The 26,824-nt window shown below is 71.5% G+C and carries 26 protein-coding genes; 6 read left to right on the forward strand and 20 right to left on the reverse strand.

The window, feature by feature from the left end; all coding sequences use genetic code 11:
- Window positions 1-2 precede the first annotated feature (2 nt).
- The 11 genes from OG521_09755 to OG521_09805 form a co-directional block, all read right to left on the reverse strand.
- Window positions 3-419, reverse strand: a complete 417-nt coding sequence (locus OG521_09755) for an OB-fold nucleic acid binding domain-containing protein (GenBank protein WUW21056.1) — start codon at window positions 417-419, stop codon at window positions 3-5.
- Between the two features lie 108 nt (window positions 420-527).
- The gene (locus OG521_09760; protein ID WUW21057.1) at window positions 528-1,220 is read right to left on the reverse strand and encodes a response regulator; all 693 of its coding nucleotides are present in this window, start codon (window positions 1,218-1,220) and stop codon (window positions 528-530) included.
- Window positions 1,221-1,320: 100 nt separating this feature from the next.
- Window positions 1,321-3,864, reverse strand: a complete 2,544-nt coding sequence (locus OG521_09765; protein WUW21058.1) for a sensor histidine kinase KdpD — start codon at window positions 3,862-3,864, stop codon at window positions 1,321-1,323.
- Between the two features lie 228 nt (window positions 3,865-4,092).
- Window positions 4,093-4,827, reverse strand: coding sequence for an ABC transporter ATP-binding protein (locus tag OG521_09770; GenBank protein ID WUW21059.1), 735 nt, complete (start codon window positions 4,825-4,827; stop codon window positions 4,093-4,095).
- A gap of 111 nt (window positions 4,828-4,938) precedes the next feature.
- Window positions 4,939-5,616 carry a potassium-transporting ATPase subunit C gene (locus tag OG521_09775; protein ID WUW21060.1) on the reverse strand — a complete coding sequence of 226 codons (678 nt, stop codon included), beginning with the start codon at window positions 5,614-5,616 and terminating at the stop codon, window positions 4,939-4,941.
- Between the two features lie 6 nt (window positions 5,617-5,622).
- Window positions 5,623-7,749, reverse strand: coding sequence for a potassium-transporting ATPase subunit KdpB (kdpB, locus tag OG521_09780; GenBank protein WUW21061.1), 2,127 nt, complete (start codon window positions 7,747-7,749; stop codon window positions 5,623-5,625).
- Window positions 7,746-9,410 (reverse strand): potassium-transporting ATPase subunit KdpA, encoded by a 1,665-nt coding sequence (gene kdpA, locus OG521_09785; protein WUW21062.1) that lies wholly within the window; start codon window positions 9,408-9,410, stop codon window positions 7,746-7,748. Before kdpA ends, kdpB begins: the two co-directional genes overlap by 4 nt.
- A 7-nt stretch (window positions 9,411-9,417) precedes the next feature.
- On the reverse strand, window positions 9,418-9,507 hold the full coding sequence (kdpF, locus tag OG521_09790; protein ID WUW21063.1) for a K(+)-transporting ATPase subunit F: 90 nt from the start codon (window positions 9,505-9,507) through the stop codon (window positions 9,418-9,420).
- 322 nt (window positions 9,508-9,829) lie between these two features.
- On the reverse strand, window positions 9,830-10,603 hold the full coding sequence (locus OG521_09795) for a DUF3710 domain-containing protein (GenBank protein WUW21064.1): 774 nt from the start codon (window positions 10,601-10,603) through the stop codon (window positions 9,830-9,832).
- 1 nt (window position 10,604) lies between these two features.
- Window positions 10,605-11,141: a dUTP diphosphatase gene (dut, locus tag OG521_09800; GenBank protein WUW21065.1), complete on the reverse strand. Its 537-nt coding sequence runs from the start codon at window positions 11,139-11,141 to the stop codon at window positions 10,605-10,607.
- On the reverse strand, window positions 11,138-11,722 hold the full coding sequence (locus OG521_09805) for a PaaI family thioesterase (protein ID WUW21066.1): 585 nt from the start codon (window positions 11,720-11,722) through the stop codon (window positions 11,138-11,140). Before OG521_09805 ends, dut begins: the two co-directional genes overlap by 4 nt.
- A 58-nt stretch (window positions 11,723-11,780) precedes the next feature.
- Here OG521_09805 and OG521_09810 point away from each other — a divergent pair, with 58 nt between their 5' ends.
- Window positions 11,781-12,242, forward strand: coding sequence for a DUF3093 domain-containing protein (locus OG521_09810; GenBank protein ID WUW21067.1), 462 nt, complete (start codon window positions 11,781-11,783; stop codon window positions 12,240-12,242).
- 66 nt (window positions 12,243-12,308) lie between these two features.
- Here OG521_09810 and OG521_09815 read toward each other — a convergent pair whose 3' ends face one another.
- The 4 genes from OG521_09815 to OG521_09830 form a co-directional block, all read right to left on the reverse strand.
- The gene (locus tag OG521_09815) at window positions 12,309-13,304 is read right to left on the reverse strand and encodes a hypothetical protein (protein WUW21068.1); all 996 of its coding nucleotides are present in this window, start codon (window positions 13,302-13,304) and stop codon (window positions 12,309-12,311) included.
- 13 nt (window positions 13,305-13,317) lie between these two features.
- Window positions 13,318-13,614, reverse strand: coding sequence for a DUF4193 domain-containing protein (locus tag OG521_09820; GenBank protein WUW21069.1), 297 nt, complete (start codon window positions 13,612-13,614; stop codon window positions 13,318-13,320).
- Window positions 13,615-14,020: 406 nt separating this feature from the next.
- Window positions 14,021-15,256: a HAMP domain-containing histidine kinase gene (locus OG521_09825; protein WUW21070.1), complete on the reverse strand. Its 1,236-nt coding sequence runs from the start codon at window positions 15,254-15,256 to the stop codon at window positions 14,021-14,023.
- A 5-nt stretch (window positions 15,257-15,261) separates the two neighbouring features.
- Window positions 15,262-15,915 (reverse strand): response regulator transcription factor, encoded by a 654-nt coding sequence (locus tag OG521_09830; GenBank protein ID WUW21071.1) that lies wholly within the window; start codon window positions 15,913-15,915, stop codon window positions 15,262-15,264.
- A 369-nt stretch (window positions 15,916-16,284) separates the two neighbouring features.
- Here OG521_09830 and OG521_09835 point away from each other — a divergent pair, with 369 nt between their 5' ends.
- On the forward strand, window positions 16,285-16,458 hold the full coding sequence (locus OG521_09835; protein ID WUW21072.1) for a hypothetical protein: 174 nt from the start codon (window positions 16,285-16,287) through the stop codon (window positions 16,456-16,458).
- Window positions 16,459-16,568: 110 nt separating this feature from the next.
- On the opposite strand, the gene OG521_09840 is transcribed toward OG521_09835, so the two are convergent.
- On the reverse strand, window positions 16,569-17,387 hold the full coding sequence (locus OG521_09840) for an inositol monophosphatase (GenBank protein ID WUW21073.1): 819 nt from the start codon (window positions 17,385-17,387) through the stop codon (window positions 16,569-16,571).
- A gap of 49 nt (window positions 17,388-17,436) precedes the next feature.
- Window positions 17,437-18,564, reverse strand: coding sequence for a ferrochelatase (locus OG521_09845; GenBank protein ID WUW21074.1), 1,128 nt, complete (start codon window positions 18,562-18,564; stop codon window positions 17,437-17,439).
- A gap of 160 nt (window positions 18,565-18,724) precedes the next feature.
- Between OG521_09845 and OG521_09850 the strand changes: the two genes are divergently transcribed.
- Both OG521_09850 and OG521_09855 read left to right on the forward strand, forming a co-directional pair.
- Window positions 18,725-19,972: an MFS transporter gene (locus tag OG521_09850; GenBank protein WUW21075.1), complete on the forward strand. Its 1,248-nt coding sequence runs from the start codon at window positions 18,725-18,727 to the stop codon at window positions 19,970-19,972.
- Window positions 19,929-21,251 (forward strand): FAD-binding protein, encoded by a 1,323-nt coding sequence (locus OG521_09855; protein WUW21076.1) that lies wholly within the window; start codon window positions 19,929-19,931, stop codon window positions 21,249-21,251. Before OG521_09850 ends, OG521_09855 begins: the two co-directional genes overlap by 44 nt.
- Before the next feature lie 90 nt (window positions 21,252-21,341).
- On the opposite strand, the gene OG521_09860 is transcribed toward OG521_09855, so the two are convergent.
- A complete protein-coding gene (locus OG521_09860; protein WUW21077.1) occupies window positions 21,342-22,484 on the reverse strand; it encodes a hypothetical protein in 1,143 nt (380 codons plus the stop codon).
- A 497-nt stretch (window positions 22,485-22,981) separates the two neighbouring features.
- Here OG521_09860 and sepH point away from each other — a divergent pair, with 497 nt between their 5' ends.
- Window positions 22,982-24,046: a septation protein SepH gene (gene sepH, locus OG521_09865; protein WUW21078.1), complete on the forward strand. Its 1,065-nt coding sequence runs from the start codon at window positions 22,982-22,984 to the stop codon at window positions 24,044-24,046.
- A gap of 106 nt (window positions 24,047-24,152) precedes the next feature.
- On the opposite strand, the gene OG521_09870 is transcribed toward sepH, so the two are convergent.
- On the reverse strand, window positions 24,153-24,983 hold the full coding sequence (locus OG521_09870; protein ID WUW21079.1) for a sulfurtransferase: 831 nt from the start codon (window positions 24,981-24,983) through the stop codon (window positions 24,153-24,155).
- A 233-nt stretch (window positions 24,984-25,216) separates the two neighbouring features.
- Between OG521_09870 and OG521_09875 the strand changes: the two genes are divergently transcribed.
- Window positions 25,217-25,993: a VOC family protein gene (locus OG521_09875; GenBank protein WUW21080.1), complete on the forward strand. Its 777-nt coding sequence runs from the start codon at window positions 25,217-25,219 to the stop codon at window positions 25,991-25,993.
- A gap of 28 nt (window positions 25,994-26,021) precedes the next feature.
- Here the strand turns inward: OG521_09875 and OG521_09880 are convergent, their stop codons facing one another.
- A complete protein-coding gene (locus tag OG521_09880; protein ID WUW21081.1) occupies window positions 26,022-26,759 on the reverse strand; it encodes a VOC family protein in 738 nt (245 codons plus the stop codon).
- Window positions 26,760-26,824 lie beyond the last annotated feature (65 nt).

Consider the following 26,824-nt stretch of genomic DNA (forward strand, 5'->3'; position numbering starts at 1 on the left):
GGCTACTCCTTGCCGAGCGGTCGGAGTTCGTATTTGGGATTGAACAGCACCCGGCGCCCGTGGCTCATGGCGATGCGGCCGGAGGCGATGAGCTTGCGGCCCGGTTCGATGCCCACGATGGAGCGGCGGCCGAGCCAGACGACGTCGAGCGGCGCGGTGCCGTCGAAGAGCTCCGCCTCCAGGGCGGGCACTCCGGCGCGCGGTCGCAGGGTGACCGTCCGCAAGGTACCAGTGACCTTCACGATCTGGCGGTCGGTGCACTCGGAGATCCGGGTGCACCCCGATGCCTGCGAGTCCTCCTCCAGCTCCTCGCACTCCAGGTCCTCCTGGGAGCTGGACAGCCGGTCGAGCATCCGCCGGAAGCGCCCGGACGGCCGCTCGGCCTTCTGGGGCTTCTCGAAACGAGGAACAGCACTCATACCCGAAGGGTACCGGTCCCGGGGGGTCCCGGCGGGTGTCCACCATCTCACTCGAACGGGTTACGCAGGTGCCCCGGCGAGGGTGGGACCGGGGCCCCCGCCCCGGTCTCAGGCGCGCTCGAAGCGGTATCCCATCCCCGGTTCGGTGACGAAGTGCCGGGGGTGCGAGGGGTCGGCCTCCAGCTTGCGCCGCAGCTGGGCCATGTAGACCCGCAGGTAGTTGGTCTCGGTGCCGTACGAGGGCCCCCAGACCTCCTGGAGCAGCTGCTTCTGGCTGACCAGCCGGCCGCTGTTGCGGACCAGGACCTCCAGCAGGTGCCACTCGGTGGGGGTGAGCCGCACGTCGCGGCCCTCGCGGTGGACCTTCTTGGCGGCCAGGTCGACGGTGAAGCCCTCGGTCTCCACGATCACGACCTCGTCGCCGCCGTCCTGGCCGACGGGCTCGGCGCGGCGCACCGAGGCGCGCAGCCGGGCCAGCAGCTCGTCCATGCCGAACGGCTTGGTGACGTAGTCGTCGGCCCCGGCGTCCAGCGCCTCGACCTTCTCGTCCGAGGTGTGCCGGGCGGAGAGCACCAGGATCGGCACCCTGGTCCAGCCGCGCAGTCCCCTGATCACCTCGACGCCGTCCATGTCGGGCAGCCCCAGGTCCAGGACGACGACATCGGGGTGACGGGTGGCGGCGAGCTGCAGGGCGGTGGCCCCGTCGGGCGCCGCATCCACCTCGTACTTGCGCGCCTTCAGGTTGATCACGAGGGCGCGTACGATCTGCGGCTCGTCGTCGACCACAAGCACCCGGGTCATCGCGGTCCTGCCTCTCTGCTGTACGTCTGTGCTGTACGTGTCCGGTGGACGTCTGTCGTGCTGTACGTGGATCCGCGGCGCTCCCCGTGGATCGTGCGGCTCATGAGGTGACCCGGGCGGGCAGGCCGGAGCTGACCGGAACGTATCCCGAGGCCGCCTTGAGGGTCAGGACCATGGTCAGGCCGCCGCCCGGGGTGTCCTCGGCGTCCAGCGTGCCGCCCATGGACTCGACGAAGCCTCGGGCCACGGCGAGTCCCAGGCCGACTCCGGCGCCGCGCGGGGCGTCGCCGTAGCGCTGGAAGGGCTCGAAGATGCGCTCCTTCGCCTCGTCGGGGACGCCGCGGCCGCGGTCGGCGACCCGGAGCTCGACGCGGGCGCCGAGCGCGCTGGCGGCGACGGTGACGCGGTCGCGGTCGGGGCTGTACTTGACGGCGTTCTCGACGATGTTGGCGACGGCCCGCTCCAGCAGCCCGGGGTCGACGGCGACCATCGGCAGCGTCTCGGGGATGTCCAGGTCGACGCTGCCCTCGGGGACGCCGCCCAGGGCCATGGGCACGACCTCGTCGAGGTCGATCTCGCGGATCAGCGGGGTGACGGTGCCCGTCTGCAGGCGGGACATGTCGAGGAGGTTCCCGACGAGGTGGTCGAGGCGGTCGGCACCGTTCTCGATGCCTTCGAGGAGCTCCGCCTCGTCGTCGTCGGACCAGGCGACGTCGTCGGAGCGCAGGGAGCTGACGGCGGCCTTGATGGCGGCCAGCGGGGTGCGCAGGTCGTGGCTGACGGCGGCCAGCAGCGCGGTCCTGATCCGGTTTCCCTCGGCGAGCCGGCGGGCCTCCTCCGCCTCGCCGACCAGGCGCTGGCGGTCGAGGACGACGGCGGCCTGGGCGGCGAAGGCGCCGAGCACCCGGCGGTCCTCGGCGGGCAGCACCCGGCCGGAGAGGGCGAGGGCCATGTGGTCGCCGACGGGCATGTCCACGTCGGCGTCCTCGGGCCGGGCGACCGGCGCCGGTCCGACGCTGCCGGCGCACGTCCACGGGTCGACGTCGCTCTGCCGCTCCAGCAGGGCGACGGACTCCATGCCGAAGGTCTCGCGGACCCGGTCCAGGAGGGCGTCCAGGGTGGTCTCCCCGCGCAGCACGCTGCCGGCTAGGAAGGAGAGGATCTCGGACTCGGCGCGCAGCCTGGCGGCCTGATGGGTGCGGCGGGCCGCGAGGTCCACCACGGAGGCCACCGCGACCGCCACCGCGAAGAAGATCACGATGGCGACGAAGTTCTCGGGGTCCTGCACGGTCAGGGTGTGGGTGGGCGGGGTGAACCAGTAGTTCAGCAGCAGCGATCCCGCGGCGGCCGACGCGAGGGCGGGCCGCAGCCCGCCGAGCAGGGCGGCGGCGACGGTCATGAAGAGGAAGAGCAGGACGTCGTTGGCGAGCCCCGGTCCGTTCTCCATGCCCTTGAGGAGCAGGGCGAGCAGGGCCGGTCCGCCGACGCCGACGACCCAGCCCCAGATGATGCGGGCCCGGCCCAGCCGGGCGCCGCGGGCGATGGGCAGGCCGCGGCCCTTGGCGACCTCGTCGTGGGTGACGATGTGGACGTCGAGGTCGGTGCCGGACTCACGGGCGACGGTGGCGCCGACGCCGGGTCCGTAGATGTACTGCCATGCCTTGCGGCGGCTGGAGCCGAGGACGATCTGGGTGGCGTTGACGCCCCGGGCGAATTCGAGCAGGGCCGAGGGTATGTCGTCGCCGATGACGTGGTGGAAGGTGCCGCCGAGGTCCTCGACCAGGGTGCGCTGGACGGTCAGCTCCTTGGGCGATGCCGAGGTGAGTCCGTCGCTGCGGGCGATGTAGACGGCGAGGATCTCGCTGCCGGAGCCCTTGGCCGCCATCCGGGAGGCGCGGCGGATGAGGGTGCGGCCCTCGGGTCCGCCGGTGAGTCCGACGACGATGCGTTCGCGGGCCTGCCAGGTGGTGCGGATGTTGTGCTCGCCGCGGTACTCCTGGAGGTATTCGTCGACCCGGTCGGCGACCCAGAGGAGGGCGAGCTCGCGCAGCGCGGTGAGGTTGCCCGGGCGGAAGTAGTTGGAGAGCGAGGCGTCGATCCGGTCCGGCTTGTAGATGTTGCCGTGGGCCATCCGACGGCGCAGGGCCTGGGGCGACATGTCGACGAGTTCGAGCTGGTCGGCGCGGCGGACGACCTCGTCGGGCACCGTCTCGCGCTGGCGCACGCCGGTTATGGACTCGACGACGTCGCCGAGGGACTCCAGGTGCTGGATGTTGACCGTGGAGACCACGTCGATGCCGGCCTGGAGGAGCTCCTCGACGTCCTGCCAGCGTTTGGCGTTGCGGGAGCCCGGCACATTGGTGTGCGCGAGTTCGTCCACCAGGGCGACGGCGGGGGCGCGCTCCAGGACCGCGTCGACGTCCATCTCGGTGAAGACGGCGGACCGGTACTCGATCTCGCGGCGCCGGATCTGCTCCAGGCCGTGCAGCATGACCTCGGTGCGGGGGCGGTCGTGGTGCTCGACGAAGCCGACGACGCAGTCGGTGCCCCGCTCCACACGGCGGTGCGCCTCGGAGAGCATCGCGTACGTCTTGCCGACGCCGGGTGCCGCACCGAGGTAGATCCGAAGTTTGCCGCGCGCCATGGCCCCATTGTCTTCCTGAAACCGGCCGTCCTCACCGGCGCCGGTGGCGGCCCATGCGGCAGCCACTGTCGAAACTACCCCGTGAATTTCACGCATATCGGGCGCGGGGTGCGGCTGAGGTCCGTATTGACGTAATTCTGATGCCCCGCCGCAGGGAGGAGTCCGCCGCCCCCGAGGAGGAAAGAGTCCGCCCCCGGCCGGGGGCGCTCCGGCCGGGGGCGGGCGGCGTCAGTGCTCGATGATGTGGCCGTCGCTGAGCTCCAGCACCCGGTCCGCGAGGCCGAGCAGCTGGGCGTCATGGGTGGCGACGAGGGCGGTGACGCCCTCGCTGCGCACGACGGCGCGCAGCAGCTCCATCACCGCGAGGCCGGTCTCCGCGTCGAGCTGTCCGGTCGGCTCGTCGGCGATCAGCAGGGCGGGCCGGTTGGCGAGGGCGCGGGCGATCGCGACGCGCTGCTGCTGGCCGCCGGAGAGCTCGCCGGGGCGCTGGGCGGCGTGGTCGGCGAGACCGACCAGGGAGAGCAGCAGCGACACCCGCTCCTCGCGCTCGCGCGGATCGGCCTTGCGCAGCCGCAGGGGTACGCCGACGTTCTCCGCCGCCGTCAGGATCGGGATCAGGCCGAACGACTGGAAGATGAAGCCGATCCGGTCGCGGCGCAGCTCCAGCAGCCCCTTCTCGCCGAGCGAGGCGAGGTCGGTGCCGTCCACGGTGATCCGGCCGCTGTCGGGGGTGTCGAGTCCGCCGACCAGGTTGAGCAGGGTCGTCTTGCCGGAGCCGGACCGGCCCTTCAGCGCGACGAGCTCCCCGCGCGGCACTTCGAGGGACACACCGCGCAGCGCGTGCACGGCGCCGGCGCCGGTGCCGTACGAACGGTGCAGGTCCTCGATACGGACCATCGGCCGTTCGGCCACGGTCGTACCGCTCTCCCCGTCGGCGCCCGTGGCGGCGGTGCTCTCGGTCATGTCGCTCCCCGTAGGTCCTTCGTCCTGTCGGCCGCCAGTATGTCCATGCGGCCGAGGACCGGGCAATGCCCGGGTCCGGCCGTGGCGGCCTGACCCGGGCATTCGGTGCGTTCAGCGCGTTCCGGCGTCGTTCACCAGGTCCTTGAGAGCGATGTTGAGCTGGAGGACGTTGACGCGGGGCTCGCCGACGAAGCCGAGGATGCGGCCGTCGGTGTGCCGGCCGACGAGCTTGCGGACCTGTGCGGCGTCGAGGTGGTTGCGTGCGGCGACGCGGTTGACCTGGAGGCCGGCGTAGGCCGGGGAGATGTCGGGGTCGAGGCCGGAGCCGGAGGAGGTGACGGCGTCGGCGGGGACCTGGGACGGGCTGACGGGGTGGCCGGGGACGGAGTTGTCCTTGACGACGGCGGCCTTGGCGGCGGTGACCCAGTCGATGAGTTCCTTGTTGTCGCCGGAGCGGTTGGTGGCCCCGGAGAGGATCAGCTCGTACTGGGTGTTGACGCTGCTGGTGCCGAGGCCGTTGGAGGGGCGGGGCTGGAACCACCTGAGGTCGGGGTCCGGGGTCTCCTGGCCCTTCTTGAGGGGGAGGTCGTAGCGCTGGCCGATGAGCGAGGAGCCGACGACCTTGCCGTCCGAGGTGATCTCGGAGCCGTTGGCGCGGCCGGGCATGAGGCCCTGGGCGACGCCGGTGACGGCGAGCGGGTAGACGACGCCGCAGACCAGGGTGAGGACGAGGAGGGCGCGCAGTCCTGCCCAGAGCAGGCGGGCGGAGCTTCCTACGGTGTTGTTCATGGCAGGTCAGCCGATTCCGGGGATGAGGGAGATGATCAGGTCGATGATCTTGATGCCTGCGAACGGGGCGATCAGGCCGCCGAGTCCGTAGATCCCGAGGTTGCGCCGGAGCATGGAGTCGGCGCCGCTGGGGCGGTAGCGGACGCCCTTGAGGGCGAGCGGGACCAGCGCGACGATGATCAGTGCGTTGAAGACGACGGCGGACAGGATCGCGGACCGGGGTGAGGAGAGGTCCATGATGTTGAGCTTGTCCAGGCCCGGGTAGACCACGGCGAACATCGCGGGGATGATCGCGAAGTACTTCGCGACGTCGTTGGCGATGGAGAACGTGGTGAGGGCGCCGCGGGTGATCAGGAGCTGTTTGCCGATCTCGACGATCTCGATCAGCTTGGTCGGGTTGGAGTCCAGGTCCACCATGTTCCCGGCCTCCTTGGCGGCCGAGGTCCCGGTGTTCATGGCGACGCCGACATCGGCCTGGGCGAGCGCGGGGGCGTCGTTCGTACCGTCGCCGGTCATCGCGACGAGTTTGCCGCCGGCCTGCTCCCGCTTGATGAGGGCCATCTTGTCCTCTGGGGTGGCCTCGGCGAGGAAGTCGTCGACGCCGGCCTCCTCGGCGATGGCCTTCGCGGTCAGCGGGTTGTCGCCGGTGATCATGACGGTGCGGATGCCCATCCGGCGCAGCTCGTCGAAGCGCTCGCGCATGCCCTCCTTGACCACGTCCTTGAGGTGGATGACACCCAGGACCCGGGCCCCGTCCGCATCCTCCAGCGCCACCAGCAGCGGGGTGCCGCCGGCCTGCGCGATGCGGTCGGTGAGTGCCTGCGCGTCGGCCGAGACGCTGCCGCCCCGCTCCTTCACCCAGGCGACGACCGATCCGGTCGCGCCCTTGCGGACCCTGCGCCCCTCGACGTCCACACCCGACATCCGGGTCTGGGCGGTGAAGGCGACCCACTCGGCCGCGGACAGTTCGCCCTGGTGGCGTTCGCGCAGCCCGTACTTCTCCTTGGCGAGGACGACGACGGACCGTCCCTCGGGGGTCTCGTCGGCCAGCGAGGAGAGCTGCGCGGCGTCCGCGAGTTCCGCTTCGGTCGTGCCCCTGACGGGGAGGAACTCGGCGGCCTGGCGGTTGCCGAGGGTGATGGTGCCGGTCTTGTCGAGGAGCAGCGTCGAGACGTCGCCCGCGGCTTCGACGGCCCGCCCGGACATGGCGAGCACGTTGCGCTGCACGAGCCGGTCCATGCCCGCGATGCCGATCGCGGAGAGGAGTGCACCGATGGTGGTCGGGATCAGGCAGACCAGGAGCGCGGTCAGCACGATCATGGACTGCTCGCTGCCCGCGTAGATCGCGAACGGCTGCAGGGTGACGACGGCGAGCAGGAACACGACGGTGAGCGACGCCAGCAGGATGTTCAGCGCGATCTCGTTGGGTGTCTTCTGCCGCGCGGCGCCCTCGACCAGGGCGATCATCCGGTCGATGAACGTCTCACCGGGCTTGGTGGTGATCTTGACGACGATCCGGTCGGAGAGCACCTTCGTACCCCCGGTGACCGCGCTGCGGTCACCGCCGGACTCCCGGATCACCGGCGCCGATTCGCCGGTGATCGCGGACTCGTCGACGCTGGCGACGCCCTCGACGACGTCTCCGTCACCCGGGATGATGTCACCGGCCTCGCAGACCACGAGATCACCGATGCGCAGCTCCGCGCCCGGCACCCGCTCCTCGTGCGTGCCGGTGATCCGGCGGGCGATGGTGTCGGTCTTGGCCTTGCGCAGGGTGTCGGCCTGCGCCTTGCCGCGGCCCTCGGCGACCGCCTCCGCCAGGTTGGCGAAGATCGTCGTGAGCCACAGCCAGACCGTGATGGCCCAGCCGAACCAGTCCGTCGGGTCCAGTACGGCGAGCACGGTGGTGAGCACCGAACCGACCAGCACGACGAACATCACCGGGGACTTGACCATGGTCCGGGGGTCGAGCTTGCGCAGCGCGTCGGGGAACGAGGCGATCAGCATGCCGGGGTCGAACAGGCCGGCGCCGACGCGCCCTTCGGGACCGGGGCCGGCCGGAGCGTCCTGGTGCGGTGCGCGGGCCGGGGTGACTGTGGACATCGAGTCCTCTTGCTTCGTACGGATGGTCATGACGCCAGCCCCTCGGCCAGCGGCCCCAGGGCGAGGGCCGGGAAGTAGGTCAGACCGGCGATGATCATGATGGTGGCGACCAGCAGTCCGCTGAAGAGCGGTTTGTGGGTGCCGAGCGTGCCGGCGGTCGCGGGGACGGGCTTCTGCCCGGCGAGCGAGCCGGCCAGGGCCAGGACGAACACCATGGGCAGGAACCGGCCGAGCAGCATCGCGAGTCCGATCGTGGTGTTGAACCACTGCGTGTCCGCGTTGAGCCCGGCGAACGCCGAACCGTTGTTGTTGGCGCCCGAGGTGTAGGCGTACAGAATCTCCGAGAAGCCGTGCGCGCCCGTGTTCGTCATCGAGTGGGCGGGCGTCGGCAGAGCCATCGCGGCGGCCGCGAAGCAGAGCACCAGCGCCGGGGTGATCAGGATGTAGCAGGCGGCGAGCTTGATCTCGCGGGTGCCGATCTTCTTGCCGAGGTACTCGGGCGTGCGGCCGACCATCAGACCGGCGATGAACACCGCGATGACCGCCATGATCAGCATTCCGTAGAGTCCCGATCCGGTACCGCCGGGAGCGATCTCGCCCAGCTGCATGCCGAGCATCGTGATGCCGCCGCCGAGACCGGTGAACGAGGAGTGGAACGAGTTCACCGCACCGGTCGAGGTGAGCGTGGTGGCCACGGCGAAGATGGACGAGCCGCCGACGCCGAACCGGTTCTCCTTGCCCTCCATCGCCCCGCCCGCGATGTCGAACGCGGGCCCGTGGTGGGCGAATTCGGTCCACATCATCAGCGCGGTGAAGCCGAGCCAGATGACGCCCATCGTCGCGAGGATCGCGTACCCCTGCCTGAGCGAGCCGACCATGCGGCCGAAGGTGCGGGTCAGGGCGAACGGGATGACGAGGATCAGGAAGATCTCGAAGAGGTTCGACAGCCCGTTGGGGTTCTCGAACGGGTGGGCCGAGTTGGCGTTGAAGTACCCGCCGCCGTTGGTCCCCAGCTCCTTGATGACCTCCTGCGAGGCGACCGCGCCGCCGTTCCACTGCTGCGAGCCGCCCATGAACTGGCCGACCTCGTGGATGCCGGAGAAGTTCTGGATCGCACCGGTCGCCACCAGCACCAGGGCCCCGATCACGGCGATCGGGATCAGGATCCGGACGGTGCCGCGCACCAGGTCGGACCAGAAGTTGCCCAGTTCACCGGTGCGGGACCGGGCGAAGCCGCGGACGAGTGCCACCGCGACGGCGATGCCGACGGCGGCCGACACGAAGTTCTGCACCGCGAGGCCGCCGGTCTGCACGACGTGGCCCATGGCCTGTTCGCCGTAGTACGACTGCCAGTTGGTGTTCGCGACGAACGAGGCCGCCGTGTTGAACGCCTGGTCCGGATCGATCGAGGAGAAGCCGAGCGAGCCGGGCAGCGAGCCCTGGAGCCGCTGCAGCAGATACAGGAAGAGGACGCTCACCGCCGAGAAGGCGAGGACGCCGCGCAGATAGGCGGGCCAGCGCATCTGCGTGTTCGGGTCGGCGCCGATGGCCTTGTATATCCACTTCTCCACCCGCAGATGCCGGGGAGAGGAGTAGACGCCGGCCATGTAGTCACCGAGCGGGCGGTACGCCAGGCCGAGCGCCGCTACGAGCGCGAGGACCTGGAGCACGCCGGCGAGGACGGGGCTCATATCGGGCTCAGAACCTCTCCGGGTACAGAAGGGCGAGGACGAGATAGCCCAGCAGGGCGACGGCCACGACGAGGCCGGTCACGTTTTCGGCAGTCACAGCTTCGCCACCCCCTTGGCAATGAGTGCCACCAGCGCGAAGACCGCGATCGTGGTGACGACGAAGGCCATGTCGGCCATCGGATGCTCCTGGATGAGGTGCGGATTTCTCGGACCTCTTGAGCAAACCCCTCGCCGACGCCGCTGTGACCTGCGTTGATGTCTTCCTTACGGGGACGGGCACCGCCTTGACGGCGCCTGTACGTGCCCGATACGCGCCCCATACGCGCCGTCGCGCCCCACTCCCCCGGGACGCAGAGAGGCCGGTGGCCCGTACCCCTGCGAAGGGGTACGGGCCACCGGCCGTTGTGTGCGGGGTGCGGTCAGCGCACCTCGGTGATCTCGGGGCCGCGCTGGAGGCCCGCCATGCCACCGGAGAACTTCGAGCCCTCCTGCTCCTCCTGCTGGACGCCCTCGGGGACCATCTGGGCGTCGTTGGGGAGCTTCAGGACGATCGGGTCGCGCGGGGCCATCGGGCCGTCGCCGCGGACCACCACGGTGTCACGGAAGACCGTCTCCAGGAGCCCGGCGGCCTCCGGCTGCACGGCGCCCTGACCGGAGATCACTCCGCGCAGGAACCAGCGCGGGCCGTCGATGCCGACGAAGCGCACCAGCTGCACGCCGTTCGCCCCGTCGGGCAGCTGTACGGGGACCTGCGCGCGCAGCTCCCAGCCCAGCGGACCCTCGATCTCGTCGATGATGCCGCCCTGCTGGGTGATACCGGAGGCGATCTCCTCGCGGACCTCGCCCCAGATGCCCTCCTTCTTGGGGGCGGCGAAGGCCTGCAGCTGGATCGCGCTGTCGCGCAGCACGACGGTGGCCGCGACGATCGCGTCACCGGCGACCTCTACGCGCAGCTCCATGCCCTCGACACCGGGCACGAAGATGCCGCCCAGGTCGACCCGGCCCTCGCCGGGCTGGGACACCTCTTCGATGTCCCACGGGCCGTCCGGCCGCGGCGCGGGCGGAAGGTTCGTCCGACGCGATCCGCTCCCGGCGGCATCGGCGTCATCGAGCTCGTCGACGACCTGCTCGGCCTCGCGCGCTTCGTCCGCCGTGTCCTCGGCGGAACCACTGTTCTTGCGACGTCCGAACACGTCACTGTCCTTCCCGGTCGGATTCGACCGAAGCGTAGCTGTTCCCGCCCTGGGGAACCCCGCCCCGGACGCCATCAACATCAACGGCGGCATGACCGCCGGTGGACCCGAAGCCCCCTTCGGCCCGCGCCGAACCGGGAAGCTCCGACACTTCGTGGAAGCGCACCTTCTCGACCTGCTGCACGACCAGTTGGGCAATCCGGTCGAACCGCTCGAACCGCACGGACTCGCGCGGGTCGAGATTGATGACGATCACCTTGATCTCTCCACGGTACCCGGCATCCACCGTCCCCGGGGCATTCACGAGGGCGACTCCGCAGCGTGCGGCGAGACCGGAGCGGGGGTGCACGAACGCGGCGTACCCGTCCGGCAGGGCGATCGAAACCCCGGTCGGCAGCACGGCCCGCTCACCCGGTGCGAGTTCGGCGGCCTCGGTGGTGACCAGATCGGCCCCGGCGTCGCCGGGGTGCCCGTACGCCGGGACCGGCACCTCGGGGTCGACCCGGCGGATCAGCACGTCGACGGGGTGGCGCGTCACGGGTTCACCTCGAAGGCACGGGCCCGCTTGACCTGGTCGGGGTCGGCCATCGCGGCCTGGATCTCGGCCGGGCGGCCGTTGTCGATGAAGTGATCGACCTTGACCTCGATGAACAGGGCCTCGGCCCGGACCGCCACGGGCCCGTCCGGGCCGCCGATCCGGCCGGTCGCCCGGGAGTAGATCTTCCGGCCGTGCACGGCGGTGATCTCCGCGTCGAGGTGCAGCACGGTGTCGACCGGTACGGGGCGGACGAAGTCGGTCTCCAGCCGTCCGGTCACCGCGATCACCCGCAGCAGCCAGTTCAGCGAGCCGAGCGTCTCGTCCAGCGCGCTGGCCAGTACGCCGCCGTGGGCGAGGCCGGGGGCGCCCTGGTGGGCGGCCTGCACGGTGAACTCGGCGGTGACGCCGACCCCCTCGCCGGCCCGCGCCTGGAGGTGCAGCCCGTGCGGCTGTCCGTCGCCGCAGCCGAAACAGTGTTCGTAGTGCGCGCCGAGCAGTTCGCCGGGTGCCGGGGCGTCGGGATGCCGGACCGGTTTCACCGCGTCGGCGGGGGGCGTCAGAGCCGCAGATGTTCCACTCACAGGCGCAGACCTTACCCGCGCGGGTACCCGCAGGTCGCGCCGTGCCAAGCTTGGGTTCATGCAGCCTTCCACCCCGCCGTTCGACGAACGTCTCACCGCGCCCCGTTCGTGGTGGCTCATCGCCACCCTGGTCGGCATCGCGTGCGCGCTGATGCTGCTGCCACTGGGCACCCTGCCCCTGCTCGCCGGTCTCGCGGGCGGCACCGCCCTGTCGGCGGTGGCGGTCAGTTCGTACGGCTCCGCCCGGATCCGGGTGGTGGCCGGCGCCCTGGTCGCGGGGGACGCGCGGATCCCCGTATCGGCGCTCGGCGAGGCCGAGGTGCTGGACGCCGAGGAGGCGCGCGCCTGGCGCTCGTACAAGGCGGACACCCGGGCCTTCATGCTGCTGCGCAGCTACATCCCCACGGCAGTGCGGGTGGAGATCACGGACCCGCAGGACCCGACTCCGTACGTCTACCTGTCGACGCGTGAGCCGGAGGCACTGGTGGCGGCCCTGAAGGCGGCGGTCCCGGCCGGCTGATCCCGGGAGCCCTGCCGGTCTCCTCCCACGGCCTCGGCGGGTGCTGTACGGCCGCCGGAGCGGGTCTCAGCCCTTCGGGGGCCTGGGGGCCTCGGGGTCCTCGGGGAAGCGCGTGTACGGAAGCGCCGGGCGTTCCAGCGGCGGGAGCTCAGGAAGGCGGTCCCAGGGGATCTGGCGCTCGCGCAGGTCCTTCCTGATCCGTTCGGCGAGCTTCCTCGTGTCACGGCGGTTCATCATCGCGCCGACGGCGGCGCCGATCATGAACGGGATGAGGTTGGGCAGATCGCGCACGGTGCGCTTCATGATCTGCTGGCGCAGCTCACGCTTCATCTGGCCGCCGAGGGCCGCGTTGACCGTCGTCGGGTGGGTGACGTCGATACCGCGCTCCTCCGTCCAGGACGTGAGGTAGGCGGTGGAGCGCTGGCCGAGGGTGCCGGGCGGGCGCAGTCCGTAGACCTCGTGCAGCTCGGCGACGAGTTTCATCTCGATCGCGGCCACACCGGTGATCTCCGCGGCCAGCTCGGCGAGCATGGCGGGCGGTACGGGCATCATGGCCGCGGCGCCGATTCCGGCGCCGACGGTGGCGGTGCCCTTGCTCGCGCCGGCGATGAGCCGGTCGGCGATCTCCTCGGGCCCCAGGCCCGGGAAGTGCCGGCGCAGGGTGGCGAGGTCGCGTACGGGGACGCGGGGAGCGATATCGATGATCAGGTCGGCGATATGACCGATCGCGGCCTTGGCGCTCTCCCCGCCCTTGCGTACGCCCCGTTTCACTGACTTCAGACGGCCTGCCCCGGTCACGGGCTCCGTCCTGTCGACCTGTCCGGCCCTGTCGGCCGCGTCGACTTCCGCAGCCGCCTCGATGGCCGCGACAGCTGCTTCGACTGCTTCGAGCGAGGCCGGCCGGCCTCGCCCGTCGTCATCCTGTTCGCCCGGCGTGGGTGGCAGGGCGGACTGCTCGGCAGGCGCTGTCACGCCCTCTGCCGGGCCTGTCCCGCCCTGTTGCGCCTCCGGCCCCTTCTTGCGCCGGATGCGCCGCTTCCGGAACGGTGTGTCCCCTGCCACGGCCGACCGGACCTCAGTCGCAGTCGCGGCAGATCGGCTGGCCGTTCTTCTCGCGGGCCAGCTGGCTGCGGTGGTGCACGAGGAAGCAGCTCATGCAGGTGAACTCGTCGGCCTGCTTGGGCAGGACCCTCACGGCCAGTTCTTCGTTGGACAGGTCTGCGCCGGGCAGCTCCAGTCCTTCGGCCGCGTCGAATTCGTCGACGTCGACGGCGGACGCCGTCTTGTCGCTCCGGCGAGCCTTGAGCTCTTCAAGGCTGTCCTGATCGACGTCGTCGTCGGTCTTGCGTGGGGTGTCGTAATCCGTTGCCATTGTCGCTCTCCCCCTCTGGGTGTCTGCGGTGTCTCAGCGCACGTAACGCGTGAGAGGCCGGACTTGTGCCCGACCCGAGGCGGAGATTTTGCCTCACATCAAGGTCTGTTACTCAATCGACACCCAAAAGGACCGCTCGAGAGTGATCGGCTTGGGTGGCGATGGGGACCGTACACGGTCCCGGCGGCGTCCATTACAGGCGCCACCCCGTGTACTTCCCGTGATATTGGGCCCCGAAAACCCCGATTATCGCCGGATTTCCGAAGGGATGCCTGATCACGGAGTGTGGATGGGCGGAAATTCGCTCCTGTGATCGATCACACACGGATCCTCCGGGACCGCGTCCCGAAAATTCCGCTCAAAGCGAACAAAAATAATCCATGCGCACCACGCCTCGCCCGGCCTCTCAGACCGGCAGTGAGACGCGCATCACAAGGCCACCGCCCTCGCGGGGCTCCGCGATGATACGGCCTCCGTGAGCGCGCGCGACGGAGCGTGCGATCGACAGGCCGAGACCGACCCCCTTGTCGCTGCCCGTCCGCTCCGTACGCAGCCGCCTGAAGGGCTCGAAGAGGTTGTCGATCTCGTAGGCGGGCACCACGGGTCCGGTGTTCGTGACGACCATCAGCGCCTGTCCGGGCATCAGCTCCGTGGTGACCTCGACCCAGCCGTCCTCGGCGACGTTGTAGCGCACCGCGTTCTGTACGAGGTTCAGCGCGATCCGCTCCAGCAGGACGCCGTTTCCCTGGACGACGGCCGGGGCCAGCTCGGCCCGCATCTCCACGCCCTTGGCCTCGGCCTCGCCCCGCGCCTGGTCCAGCGCGCGGGAGGCCACCTCGGCCAGGTCGACGGGTTTGCGCTCGACGATCTGGTTGTCGCTGCGGGCGAGCAGCAGCAGGCCCTCCACGAGCTGCTCACTGCGCTCGTTGGTGGCCAGCAGCGTCTTGCCGAGCTGCTGGAGCTCCGGGGGCGCCGCGGGATCGGAGAGGTGGACCTCCAGCAGCGTGCGGTTGATGGCCAGGGGCGTGCGCAGCTCGTGCGACGCGTTCCCGACGAACCGCTGCTGCGCGGTGAAGGCCCGCTCCAGCCGCTCCAGCATGTCGTCGAAGGTGTCGGCCAGCTCCTTGAGCTCGTCGTCCGGCCCGTCCAGCTCGATGCGGCGGGACAGGTCCGTGCCGGCCACGCGGCGTGCGATGCGGGTGATCCGGCCCAGCGGCGAGAGCACCCGTCCCGCCATGGCGTAGCCGAAGGCGAAGGCGATGACGCTCAGGCCGACGAGGGCCAGCAGCGAGCGGTTCAGGAGCGTGTCGAGCGCCTGTTGGCGCTGGTGGTTGACGCAGGAGTTCATCGCTGAGTTGACGGCGTTCGGTGAGCTCCCCTCCCCCAGCAGGTTGCAGATCTCGCTGGACACATGCCCGTCGACGATCTTGAACGGCAGTTCGCTGCCCACGTGCAGGGCCTGCGCGGCCAGCATGTAGATGATCGACAGCAGCAGGATGCCGGCGATCAGGAACATGCCGCCGTACAGCAGCGTGAGACGTATCCGGATGGTCGGGCGCAGCCAGGGGTACGGGGGCTCCTGCTGCTTGGGCTCCCAGGTGGGTTTGGGGGGCGCCGCCACGGGCGGCGGGACAGTGGGCACCGGCGTCAGATCCGGTATCCGGAACCGGGCACCGTGACGATCACGGGCGGCTCGCCGAGCTTGCGCCGCAGGGTCATGACGGTCACCCGGACCACGTTGGTGAACGGGTCGGTGTTCTCGTCCCACGCCTTCTCCAGGAGCTGCTCGGCCGAGACGACGGCGCCCTCGCTGCGCATCAGGACCTCCAGCACGGCGAACTCCTTGGGGGCGAGCTGGACCTCCTGCTCGCCCCGGAAGACCTCGCGGCGGTTGGGGTCGAGCTTGATTCCCGCGCGCTCCAGGACGGGCGGCAGGGCCACCGTCGTACGGCGGCCGAGGGCCCGGACCCGGGCCGTCAGCTCGCTGAAGGCGAAGGGCTTGGGCAGATAGTCGTCGGCGCCGAGCTCAAGCCCCTCCACACGGTCGCTGACGTCCCCGGACGCGGTGAGCATGAGCACCCTGGTCGGCATGCCCAGCTCGACGATCCGGCGGCAGACATCGTCCCCGTGCACCAGGGGGAGGTCGCGGTCCAGGACCACGACGTCGTAGTCGTTGACCTCGATGCGCTCCAGGGCCGCGGCACCGTCGTACACGACATCGACGGCCATGGCCTCGCGGCGCAATCCGGTGGCCACCGCATCGGCGAGCAGCTGCTCGTCCTCCACGACGAGTACGCGCACGGCGCTTCCTTCCTTAGAACTTCACAACAGGTCTTCAAAACGGCCGTACGGGCCCGCGGACCGTGATCCGGACCACGCCTCGGCACGGGCCGTGCGGCTCCATCCTGCCCGTAACACGTATAAACCGGCGGTAAGACGGCGCGGCCCCACCTGCGGCTTCCGGGAAACCGGCGGATTCCCGGGCCAGTTGAGGTTTCTCTGAGGGTTGGGCCGGGGAGGACGAATTCACACCCGCGATCACGTCTCGTATGTGGCGTGCCACAGGCCCCTCCGTCCCCCGGAGATTGCGTGATCACCCGCCCTACCGCTTCGGCGGAGGGAAACCCGGGCACACCCCCGTGCCACCGACCCACGATGAGGGGGCGCTTCATGGACGCTTTCACCGCAGGTCTGCTGCAACGCATCCAGACCACCGAGTCCGACCTCACGAAAGCCCGCGAGACGGGCGACGACTTCCTTGCGGACGTCGAGCAGGGCGAGCTGGACGACCTGCACCGCCTCGCGGCGGAGCACGGTGTCCACATCGGCGCCTCGAGCGTCTGAGCTGTCGCAGGAAGGCCCCGCGGTGCCGCATCGGCACCTGCGGGGCCTTCCTGGTTCCGGTGGCGCCCACGGCCCGTACAGCGGTGTGCGCGGGCGCCGCGGGGGCGGGCTCAGTCGTGCCAGGCGCCCAGTTCCTCCAGGAGGGCCTGGAGGGGTTCGAAGACGCCCGGTGACGCGGCGACCGCCAGTCCGCCGTCGGCGGGCAGACCGGGCCGCCCGCCGGTGAGCGCGCCCGCCTCCCGGGCGATGAGGTCGCCGGCCGCGAGGTCCCACGGGTGCAGGCCGCGCTCGTAGTAGCCGTCGAGCCGGCCCGCCGCCACGTCGCACAGGTCGATCGCCGCGGAGCCGCCGCGCCGGATGTCGCGCAGCCTCGGGATGAGCACGCGTGCCACGTCCGCCTGGTGCGCGCGGACGTCGGCGACGTAGTTGAATCCGGTCGACACGAGCGCCTGCGCGAGCGGCGGCGCGGGCCGGCAGCGCAGCCGGGCACCCTCGCCGTACGCCCCGCCCTTTGCGTACGCACCGCCGCCGACGACCGCGTGGTAGGTCTCCCGGCGCATCGGGACCTCCACCACGCCCACGACCCGCTCCCCGTCCCGTTCGGCGGCGACGGAGACGGCCCAGGTGGGCAGCCCGTAGAGATAGTTCACGGTGCCGTCGAGCGGGTCGATGACCCAGCGGATGCCGCTGGTGCCCTCGGAGCTGGCGCCCTCCTCGCCGAGGACGCCGTCATCGGGACGGCGCTCGGCCAGGAAGCCGGTGATCAGCTTCTCGGCGGCGATGTCCATCTCGGTGACGACGTCCACCGGGCTGGACTTGGTCGCGGCCACCCCCAGGTCGGCGGGGCGGCCGTCGCGCAGCAGCGCACCGGCGCGACGGGCGACGTCCAGCGCGAGGTCGAGCAGTTCGGACAGCAGGGGGTCGGTCACGGCGCTCCCAAGGGGATGAGGGGGTACGGGGCGGGTCGGCGGTGGCGCGTCACGCGTAGGGGCTGTCGGCGCCGGCGGCGGCCGGCTTGAGCGCCCGGGCGGGGCAGCAGCCGACCGGGCAGAGGTCGTGGCTCGCCCCGAGGGCCCCGAGCGCGCACCGCTCCCGGTCGCGTCCCTGTTCGGTGGCGGCCCGCTCCAGCACCAGGTCGCGCACGGCCGCGGCGAACCGCGGGTCGGCACCGACGGTCGCGGCCCGGCGCACCGGCAGGCCGAGCTCCGCGGCCTTCGCGGCGGCCTCGGTGTCGAGGTCGTAGAGGACCTCCATGTGGTCCGAGACGAATCCGATGGGCGCCATCACCACGGCGGGGGCCCCGTCGCCGTGCAGCGACTCCAGGTGGTCGCAGATGTCGGGCTCCAGCCACGGGATGTGCGGGGCGCCGCTGCGCGACTGGTAGACGAGCTGCCAGGGGTATTCGACGCCGGTCCGCTCGGCCACCGCCGCCACGATCAGCCGGGCGACGTCCAGGTGCTCGGCCACGTACGCACCGCCGTCGCCGTGCGCCCCGACCGGTCCGGAGGAGTCGGCCGCCGAGGTGGGGATGGAGTGCGTCGTGAAGGCCAGCCGCGCACCCGTGCGCACGTCCGCGGGCAGGTCGGCCAGGGCGGCGACGATCCCCTCCACCATGGGCTCGACGAAGCCGGGGTGGTTGAAGTAGTGCCGCAGCTTGTCGACGCGCGGGACCGGCAGACCCTCGGCCTCCAGGGCGGCCAGCGACTCGGCGAGGTTCTCCCGGTACTGCCGGCAGCCGGAGTACGAGGCGTAGGCGCTGGTCGCCAGGACGGCGATGCGGCGGTGTCCGTCGCGGACCATCTCGCGCAGGGTGTCGGTCAGGTACGGCGCCCAGTTGCGGTTGCCCCAGTACACCGGCAGGTCGAGCCCGTGATCCGCGAAGTCCTTGCGCAGGGCGTCGAGCAGCGCGCGGTTCTGGGCGTTGATCGGGCTGACGCCGCCGAAGAGGAAGTAGTGCTTGCCGACCTCCTTCAGCCGCTCCTCGGGGATTCCCCGGCCGCGGGTCACGTTCGCCAGGAACGGAACCACGTCGTCCGGTCCTTCGGGGCCTCCGAAGGAGAGCAGCAGCAGGGCGTCGTAGGGAGCGGGATCGCGCAGATCGGACATGACACCGATCCTGCCACCCGGCCCCGGCCCCGTTCCCACCGACATCCGCCCGGCGGTCCGGCCGGGAATCCCGCTGTCGGGTCCGCCGGCCCGCCCGTAAGCTGTATCGGCCACGTTCACCCCTGACACCGCGTGTGAGCACGCCGTATCGGAGTTCCCCTTGCCCAGTCCCTACCGTGCGATCTTCGCCGCCCCCGGTTCCAAGGGGTTCTCAACAGCCGGTTTCTTCGGCCGGATGCCGCTGTCCATGATGGGCATCGGCGTGGTGACGATGGTGTCCCAGCTCACCGGCCGGTACGGGCTGGCGGGCGCGCTCTCCGCGACGCTCGCGATGTCGGCCGCGGTGGTCGGACCGCAGGTGTCGCGGCTGGTCGACCGGCACGGCCAGCGCCGGGTCCTGCGCCCGGTGACGCTCGTCGCGCTGGCGGCCGTGGCCGGGCTGCTGGTCTGCGCGCAGCAGCGGCTGCCCGACTGGACCCTGTTCGTCTTCGCCGCGGGCGCCGGATGCGTGCCCAGCGTCGGGTCGATGGTCCGGGCCCGCTGGGCGGAGATCTACCGCGGCAGGGCGCAGCAGCTGCACACCGCGTACGCCTGGGAGTCGATCGTCGACGAGGTGTGCTTCATCTTCGGCCCGATCATCTCGATCGGGCTCTCCACCGCCTGGTTCCCCGAGGCGGGCCCGCTGCTCGCCGCCGGTTTCCTGCTGGTCGGGGTCTTCTGGCTGACCGCGCAGCGGGCCACCGAACCGGTGCCGCATCCGCACGCCCGGCACACCAGGGGCTCCGCGCTGGGCTCGCGCGGTCTGCAGGTGCTCGTGATCACCTTCGTGGCGACCGGCGCCATCTTCGGGGCGGTCGACGTGGTGACGGTGGCCTTCGCCGAGGAGCAGGGCCACAAGGCCGCGGCGAGCCTGGTGCTGGCGGTGTACGCGCTGGGTTCCTGCCTCGCCGGGGCCGTGTTCGGCCTGCTGCGCCTGAAGGGGAAGGCGTCCACGAGGTGGCTGGTGGGAGTGTGTGCGATGGCCGTGAGTATGATCCCCCTCCAACTGGCCGGGAGCCTGCCGTTCCTGGCCGTGGCGCTCTTTGTCGCGGGCCTCGCCATCGCACCGACGATGGTCACCACGATGGCTCTCGTCGAACAGCACGTACCGCGCACCAGACTGACCGAGGGCATGACCTGGACCAGCACCGGGCTCGCCGTGGGTGTGGCGCTCGGCTCCTCGGCCGCGGGCTGGGTGGTCGACGCGTCCGGGGCGAAGGCGGGGTACGCGGTGCCCGCCGTGGCGGGAGCGCTCGCGGCCGCGGTGGCGTTCCTGGGGTACCGCCGGCTCAGAGGGCCGGTTCCTACGGAAGGGCGCGGGGAAGATGACCGACACCTACGCACGGACGACGACGAGCGCGTGGCGTAACTGGGCGGGGAACGTCACCGCCCGTCCGGCACGGACCGTGTCACCCGCCTCCGTGGACGAACTGGCCGAGGCGCTGCGCCGCGCGTCCGATGACGGTCTCAAGGTGAAGCCGGTCGGCACCGGCCACTCGTTCACCGCGACCGCGGCCACCGACGGGCTGCTGATCCGCCCCGATCTGCTCACCGGCATCCGTGACATCGACCGGGCGGCGATGACGGTGACCGTCGAGGCCGGCACCCCGCTGAAGCGCCTCAACGCCGCGCTGGCCCGCGAGGGCCTCTCGCTCACCAACATGGGCGACATCATGGAGCAGACGGTCGCCGGGGCCACCTCGACCGGCACCCACGGCACCGGCCGCGACTCGGCGTCGATATCCGCGCAGATCCGCGCCCTTGAGCTGGTCACCGCCGACGGCACGGTGCTGACCTGTTCGGCGGACGAGAACCCCGACATCTTCGCCGTCGCCCGGATCGGGCTCGGCGCGCTGGGTGTCATCACGGCGATCACCCTCGCCGTCGAACCGGTCTTCCTGCTGACGGCCCGCGAGGAGCCGATGACCTTCGACAAGGTCACGGCCGACTTCGATCAGCTGGTGACGGAGAACGAGCACTTCGAGTTCTACTGGTTCCCGCACACGGGCAACTGCAACACCAAGCGCAACAACCGGAGCGCGGGCCCCGCGGCGCCGCCCGGCAGGGTCAGCGGCTGGATCGACGACGAGCTCCTCTCCAACGGCGTCTTCCAGGTGGCCTGCTCGCTCGGCCGTGCGGTCCCCGCCACCATCCCGTCGATCGCCAAGCTCTCCAGCCGCGCCCTGTCGGCGCGCACGTACACCGACATCCCGTACAAGGTGTTCACCAGCCCGCGCCGGGTTCGGTTCGTGGAGATGGAGTACGCCCTGCCGCGCGAGGCGGCCGTAGAGGCGCTGCGCGAGCTCAAGGCGATGGTGGACCGCTCCCCGCTGCGGATCAGCTTCCCGGTGGAGGTGCGCACCGCCCCAGCCGACGACATCGCGCTGTCCACGGCCTCGGGCCGCGAGAGCGCGTACATCGCCGTGCACCTGTACCGGGGCACGCCCTACCAGGCGTACTTCACGGCGGTCGAGCGGATCATGACCGCCCACGCCGGCCGCCCGCACTGGGGCAAGGTCAACACCCGTGACGCCGCGTACCTGGCCGGGGTGTACCCGCGGTTCGGCGAGTTCACCGCCGTACGGGACCGGCTGGACCCGGACCGGCTGTTCGCCAACGACTACCTGCGCCGGGTCCTGGGCGACTGACGCCGGCCCCGTCACGCGGAAGCCGTCGGCCTCCGCCCCGATCGTGGGCGGAGGCCGACGGCTTCCGGTGGGATGCGCTGTCCGGTCCGTTCACTCACCGGTGCCGGTGCCGGCCGGTGCGCGGTTCTCCTGCGCCGGGGCGCTGCCGGTGTCCGTCGGACCGGGCGTGGCGCTCCCGCCGTCGCCCGGGGTCGGCGGGGCGGGCGCGGTCGACGGGTCCGCGTCCTCGCCGGAGGTCTCCGACGGGGTGGGCGTGGGCGTCGGCTCCGTGGAGCTGCCGCCGCGGTCCGGATCCGGGCTCGTGCTCCGCCCGTCCTGCGGGTCGGTGCCCTGCTCCGTGTCCTTGCCCTTGTCCTTGTCCTGGCCCGGGTCCGTGGCGTCCTGGTCCTGGTCCTGGTCCTGGCCGGTGCTCGGCGCCGGCGCCGGGTCGGAGGAACCGCCCGAACCCCGCTCGCCGCGCACGACGGAGCCGACGGTCGTTCCCTGACCGCCGCTCAGATCGTTGCCGGAGACCAGTTCGAACGTGGTGATCCCGATCATCGAGACGACGAACACCACCGCGGCGCCGAGCGCCGAGCGCTTCCAGCCGCGGATCCGGGTGCCGTGCGTGGTCGCCTGCGAGAACGCGTCGTCCTCGGGCGACGCGGCCGCCGGGACCGTCGTGAGCCGCCGGGTTCCGTCGGCCGCCCCGATCAGCTGCGTACGGTCCGGGTCGGCGGTCACCTTGCGCAGCACGGTCGTGGCGTCCACCGGCCGCAGCAGGGCCGTGGCCTCGGCGTCCTTCCGCGCCTCGCTGCCGGGCAGATCGGCGGGGTCCACCCGCCGCAGGACGGTCGTGGCGTCCGGCGGCCGCAGCATCACGGTGGCATCGGCCGATCCGGCCGCCTCGCGCAGCGCGACCCGGGTGCCGGCGGTCTCCCACTCCGCGTCCGGGTCCCCGCCGTCACGCGTCTGGCGCGTGTGCACGGTCACCTCGCGGCCCGGGTGCTTCACCTGGACCGTCACTTCGCGGATCTGCTCGCCCGTGCGGCGGAAGAAGTGCTGGAAGACCGAGCCCCCGCAGGTGGCCACGATGCTCATCACCCCGGCGCCGAGAATCGTCCCGTACACGCCCAGTTGGGAGGCCGCCACCGCCGCCGCGACCGCCGCCACCGCACTGCCCGCCACCTGGGGCAGGCTCAGATCTATCCGCCTCTCTCTGGGTTCTATGTCACTTTCCGGCTTCTGCACCATTTCCAGCCCTTGATTGACATCTCTCCCACCATGCAACAACAAGGGACATTTGAGCGAAGCGGATAGTTCCGTTTACGGTGATTCTGTGAAGCAGGACACGCGGGAGGGGCGTACGGCGTTCTGCGGGGTACCTCAACTCCCGTGCCTCACGAGAAGTTCGGCGGCGCGGCGGTCCACCCACATGGCCCGAATGGAGTACTGTGGCGAGCCCTGGGGCCGGACTCCCGCACGGAAGTCCGGAACCTTCGGGAGGGGGCCGAAGGAGGCACTCGATCCGGCGGCGCCGCGGCATCGCACGGGGGCCGGCTACGCGGAGTGACCATCGGTCACTTTGCGTTGCGCAAGAGGTCACCGTGTCATACCGGCGATCAAGGGCTCACGCCCGACACGCCGGGCAACACGGCAATGTTGTGGCAGGCTGCACCCGGGCAGGCCACACTCGACTAGCGGAAGCAGCGACGCACGTGACGTCGGCAGGCACCACCCGGGAGGTCCCCATGCCCGAACTGCGTGTCGTGGCCGTCTCCAACGACGGCACACGACTGGTGCTCAAGGCTGCGGACAGCACGGAGTACACGCTTCCGATCGACGAGCGGCTGCGAGCCGCCGTGCGCAACGACCGCGCGCGGCTCGGCCAGATCGAGATCGAGGTGGAGAGCCACCTCCGCCCCCGCGACATCCAGGCCCGGATACGAGCCGGTGCCTCCGCGGAGGAGGTCGCTCAGTTCGCCGGAATTCCGGTCGACCGTGTCCGCCGCTTCGAGGGCCCCGTGCTCGCGGAGCGCGCCTTCATGGCCGAGCGGGCCCGGAAGACTCCTGTGCGCCGTCCCGGCGAGAACACCGGCCCTCAACTCGGCGAAGCGGTGCAGGAACGCCTCCTGCTGCGCGGCGCCGACAAGGAAACCGTCCAGTGGGACTCGTGGCGCCGCGACGACGGCACCTGGGAGGTCCTCCTGGTGTACCGGGTCGCCGGCGAGCCGCACTCGGCGAGCTGGACGTACGACCCGCCGCGCCGGCTGGTCCAGGCCGTCGACGACGAGGCGCGCTCGCTGATCGGCGAGACCGACGACGTCGCGGCGCCCGAGCCCAGCTTCCCGTTCGTCCCCCGGATCGCCCGGCTGCCGCGCGACCGGCCGCTGGACCGCGCCCTCGACCGTCAGATGGAGCGCCCCGCGCCGCCTCCGGCCCCGGAGCCGGAGGAGCGCATCGGCGGGGTCACCGCGAGCGAGCGGGATTCGCTGACCAGCCTGCTGGAGGCGGTCCCCAGCTTCCGCGGCGACATGGTCGTCCCCGAACGGCCGTCTCCGCCCGAGCCGCCGGCCATCGAGCCGGCCGCGCAGGAGCCCGAGGCCGAGGAGCCGCCGGCCCCGGCGGCTTCGGCGGGCGCGGGTTCCGCCTACGCGGACGTCCTGATGCCGCGTGCGGTCGCCGGTCACCGCGACCGGCTCACCGGGACGACGGACCGGCAGGCCGAGGCGGACGGGGTCCGGCCCGGACGCCGGGCCGCGGTGCCGAGCTGGGACGAGATCGTCTTCGGCACGCGCCGCAAGAAGCAGGACTGAGAGCCCGGGTGACCGCAGCATGACGAGGGCCCGTACGCAGGCGCGTACGGGCCCTCGTGCGCTGCCGGGGCGGAACCTCCGGCAACGGTGCCGCCCGGCGGGCCGGCTACTGCGGTTCGGGACCTGTGGCGACCGGCCGGGACGCGTCGCGCGTCCAGTGCGACCAGGAGCCCGCATACAGCGCGCCCGTGAACCCGGCGACCTCCAGCGCCAGCACCTCATGGGCCCCGGAGACCCCCGAGCCGCAGTAGACGCCGACCTCCCCCGTTCCCTCGGCGGCGCCCAGGTCGAAGAACCGGGAGGCCAGCCGCTCGGCGGGGAGGAAACGTCCGTCCGCTGCGACGTTCTCCGTCGTGGGGGCCGAGACCGCCCCCGGGATGTGCCCGCCCACCCGGTCGATCGGCTCCACATCGCCGCGGTAGCGCTCGGCGGCCCGTGCGTCGAGCAGCAGGCCCGAACGGGCCAGGGCGGCGGCGCCGTCCGCGTCCAGCAGCGGCAGCGCGCCGGGGACGGGCACGAAGTCGCCCTCGGCGGGTGCCGGGGCCTCCTTCGACAGCTCGCCGGTCCAGGCCGCGAGGCCGCCGTCCAGCACCCGGACGTCCCGGTGCCCCGTCCAGCGCAGCAGCCACCAGGCGCGGGCCGCGGCCCAGCCCTGGCCTTCGTCGTACACGATCACCGAACTGTCCCCGCGGACCCCGGCGCGGCGCATCACCGCACCGAATTCCTCCGGGTCGGGCAGGGGGTGGCGGCCGCCGTCACCGGCCGGGCGGGCGAGTTCCGCGTCCAGATCGACGAAGACCGCGCCGGGCAGGTGTCCGGCCTCGTAGTCGGGCCGGCCGTGCGGGCCGCCCAGCTGCCAACGTACGTCCAGGAGCACCGGCGGACGTGGCCCCGCCGACTCGCTCGCGCATTCGGATGCGGAGATGATGGGCTTCATGCGTGCCATCCTCGCGCAGAGTCCGGCCCACCCGTAACAACGCCGAAACGGATATACCGCAATAAACCGGACCTCGTCTGTCGAGATCACGGAAAAAGCGGCGCGGCCGGGGCGCATCACGCGCCGGGTGGTGCAAGCATCTGCACGGGGCGTACACATCCCGTACCGCACAACGGCGCGCCGGCTCCGTTCCCCCCGTACGGCCACCACGATGGTCCGAGGAGAGAGTGACGATGACCGAGGCTGCCGCTCGGCGTACACCCGGAACACCTTGCTGGGTGAGCCTGATCGTGCACGGCCTGCACACGACCCAGAACTTCTACGCCGAACTGTTCGGCTGGGAGTTCGGGCCCGGCCCCGAGCAGCTCGGCCCGTATGTCCGGGCACTGATCGACGGGAAGGAGGTCGCCGGCATCGGACAGCTGCCGCCCGACCGGCATCTCCCGATCGCCTGGACGACCTATCTGGCCACCGATGACGCCGATCTCACCGCCGAGGCGATCCGGGCCTGCGGCGGCACGGTGGGCGTCGGACCGCTCGACGCCGGGGAGGCGGGCCGGATGGCCATCGCCTCCGACCCCGGCGGCGCCGTCTTCGGCATCTGGCAGGCGGCCGCGCACCTGGGCACCACGCTCGCCGGAGAGCCGGGCACCCCGGTCTGGAACGAGCTGGTGACCCGCGAGACATCGACGGTCGCCAAGTTCTACCAGGCGGTGTTCGGCTACGAGACCGAGGCCGTCGTCTCGGCGGACTTCGACTACCAGACCCTCCACCTGGGGGGCCGCCCGGTGGCCTCGATCCACGGCGTGGGCCATGCCCTGCCGCGCGACCGGGGGCCGCACTGGATGACGTACTTCGAGGTCGCGGACACGGACGAGGCCGCCCAGCACGTGGTGGAGCTCGGTGGGCACATCCTGCAGCCGCCCCGGGAGGGGTCCAGCGGCAGGGTGGCCACGGTCGCCGATCCGGAGGGCGCGGCGTTCACGATTGTGCGGTCGGCGGGGCGCTGAGAGCGGCCAGGCCGGGGCGGGTCCGCTCTCAGCCCCGGCCGAGGACGCAGAACTCGTTGCCCGCCGGGTCGGCCAGCACCACCCAGGAGACGTCGCCCTGGCCGACGTCGGCGGTCCTCGCGCCGAGGGCCTTCAGCCGGGCCACCTCCGCCTCCCGGTCGTCACCGCGGTACGGCAGCACGTCGAGATGGACGCGGGTCCACACGGCATCCTCCTCGGACGTGCGGACGAACTCCAGGTACGGCCCGACACCCTCGGCGGAGCGCAGCCGCGCGTGGTCGTCCGTCTCCTCGTGGACGGTCCAGTCGACCGCCTCGCCCCAGAACCGGGCCATGGCGCGCGGTTCGGCGCATTCGACGACCACCGCGGCGATCGGACCGGTGTCCCGGTAGATCTCCCGGGGCTCCAGCACCCGGAACGTGTTGCCCTCGGGGTCGGTCAGCACGGTCCACGGCACGTCGCCGGGGCTCGCACCGGCGGGCTTCGCGCCGAGTTCCGTCAGGTGCGCGACCAGTTCCGCGCGATGGTCCTCGGAGGTGGTGGCGAGATCGAGGCGCGCGCGGTACCTCACCGTCCCGGGGTCCGGGACCTTCACGACATCGATGCAGACGGCGGTGGGGTCGGGCCAGTCGAAGCCCACGGGCTCGATGTTGGTGACACCGGGGCCCTCACTGGAGACTCCCCAGCCGAGCGCCTTCGCCCAGAACCCGCCGAGCGCCGCGTCGTCGCGCGCCTTGAAATTCACCTGAACCAGCTGCAGCCCCATGCCGGCAACCCTATGCGACCCAAGATCCAGATCTCCAGGGGTCGCCGCCCCGTGAACCACGGCCG

It is taken from the genome of Streptomyces sp. NBC_01463 (assembly GCA_036227345.1).
GTDB lineage: Bacteria > Actinomycetota > Actinomycetes > Streptomycetales > Streptomycetaceae > Streptomyces.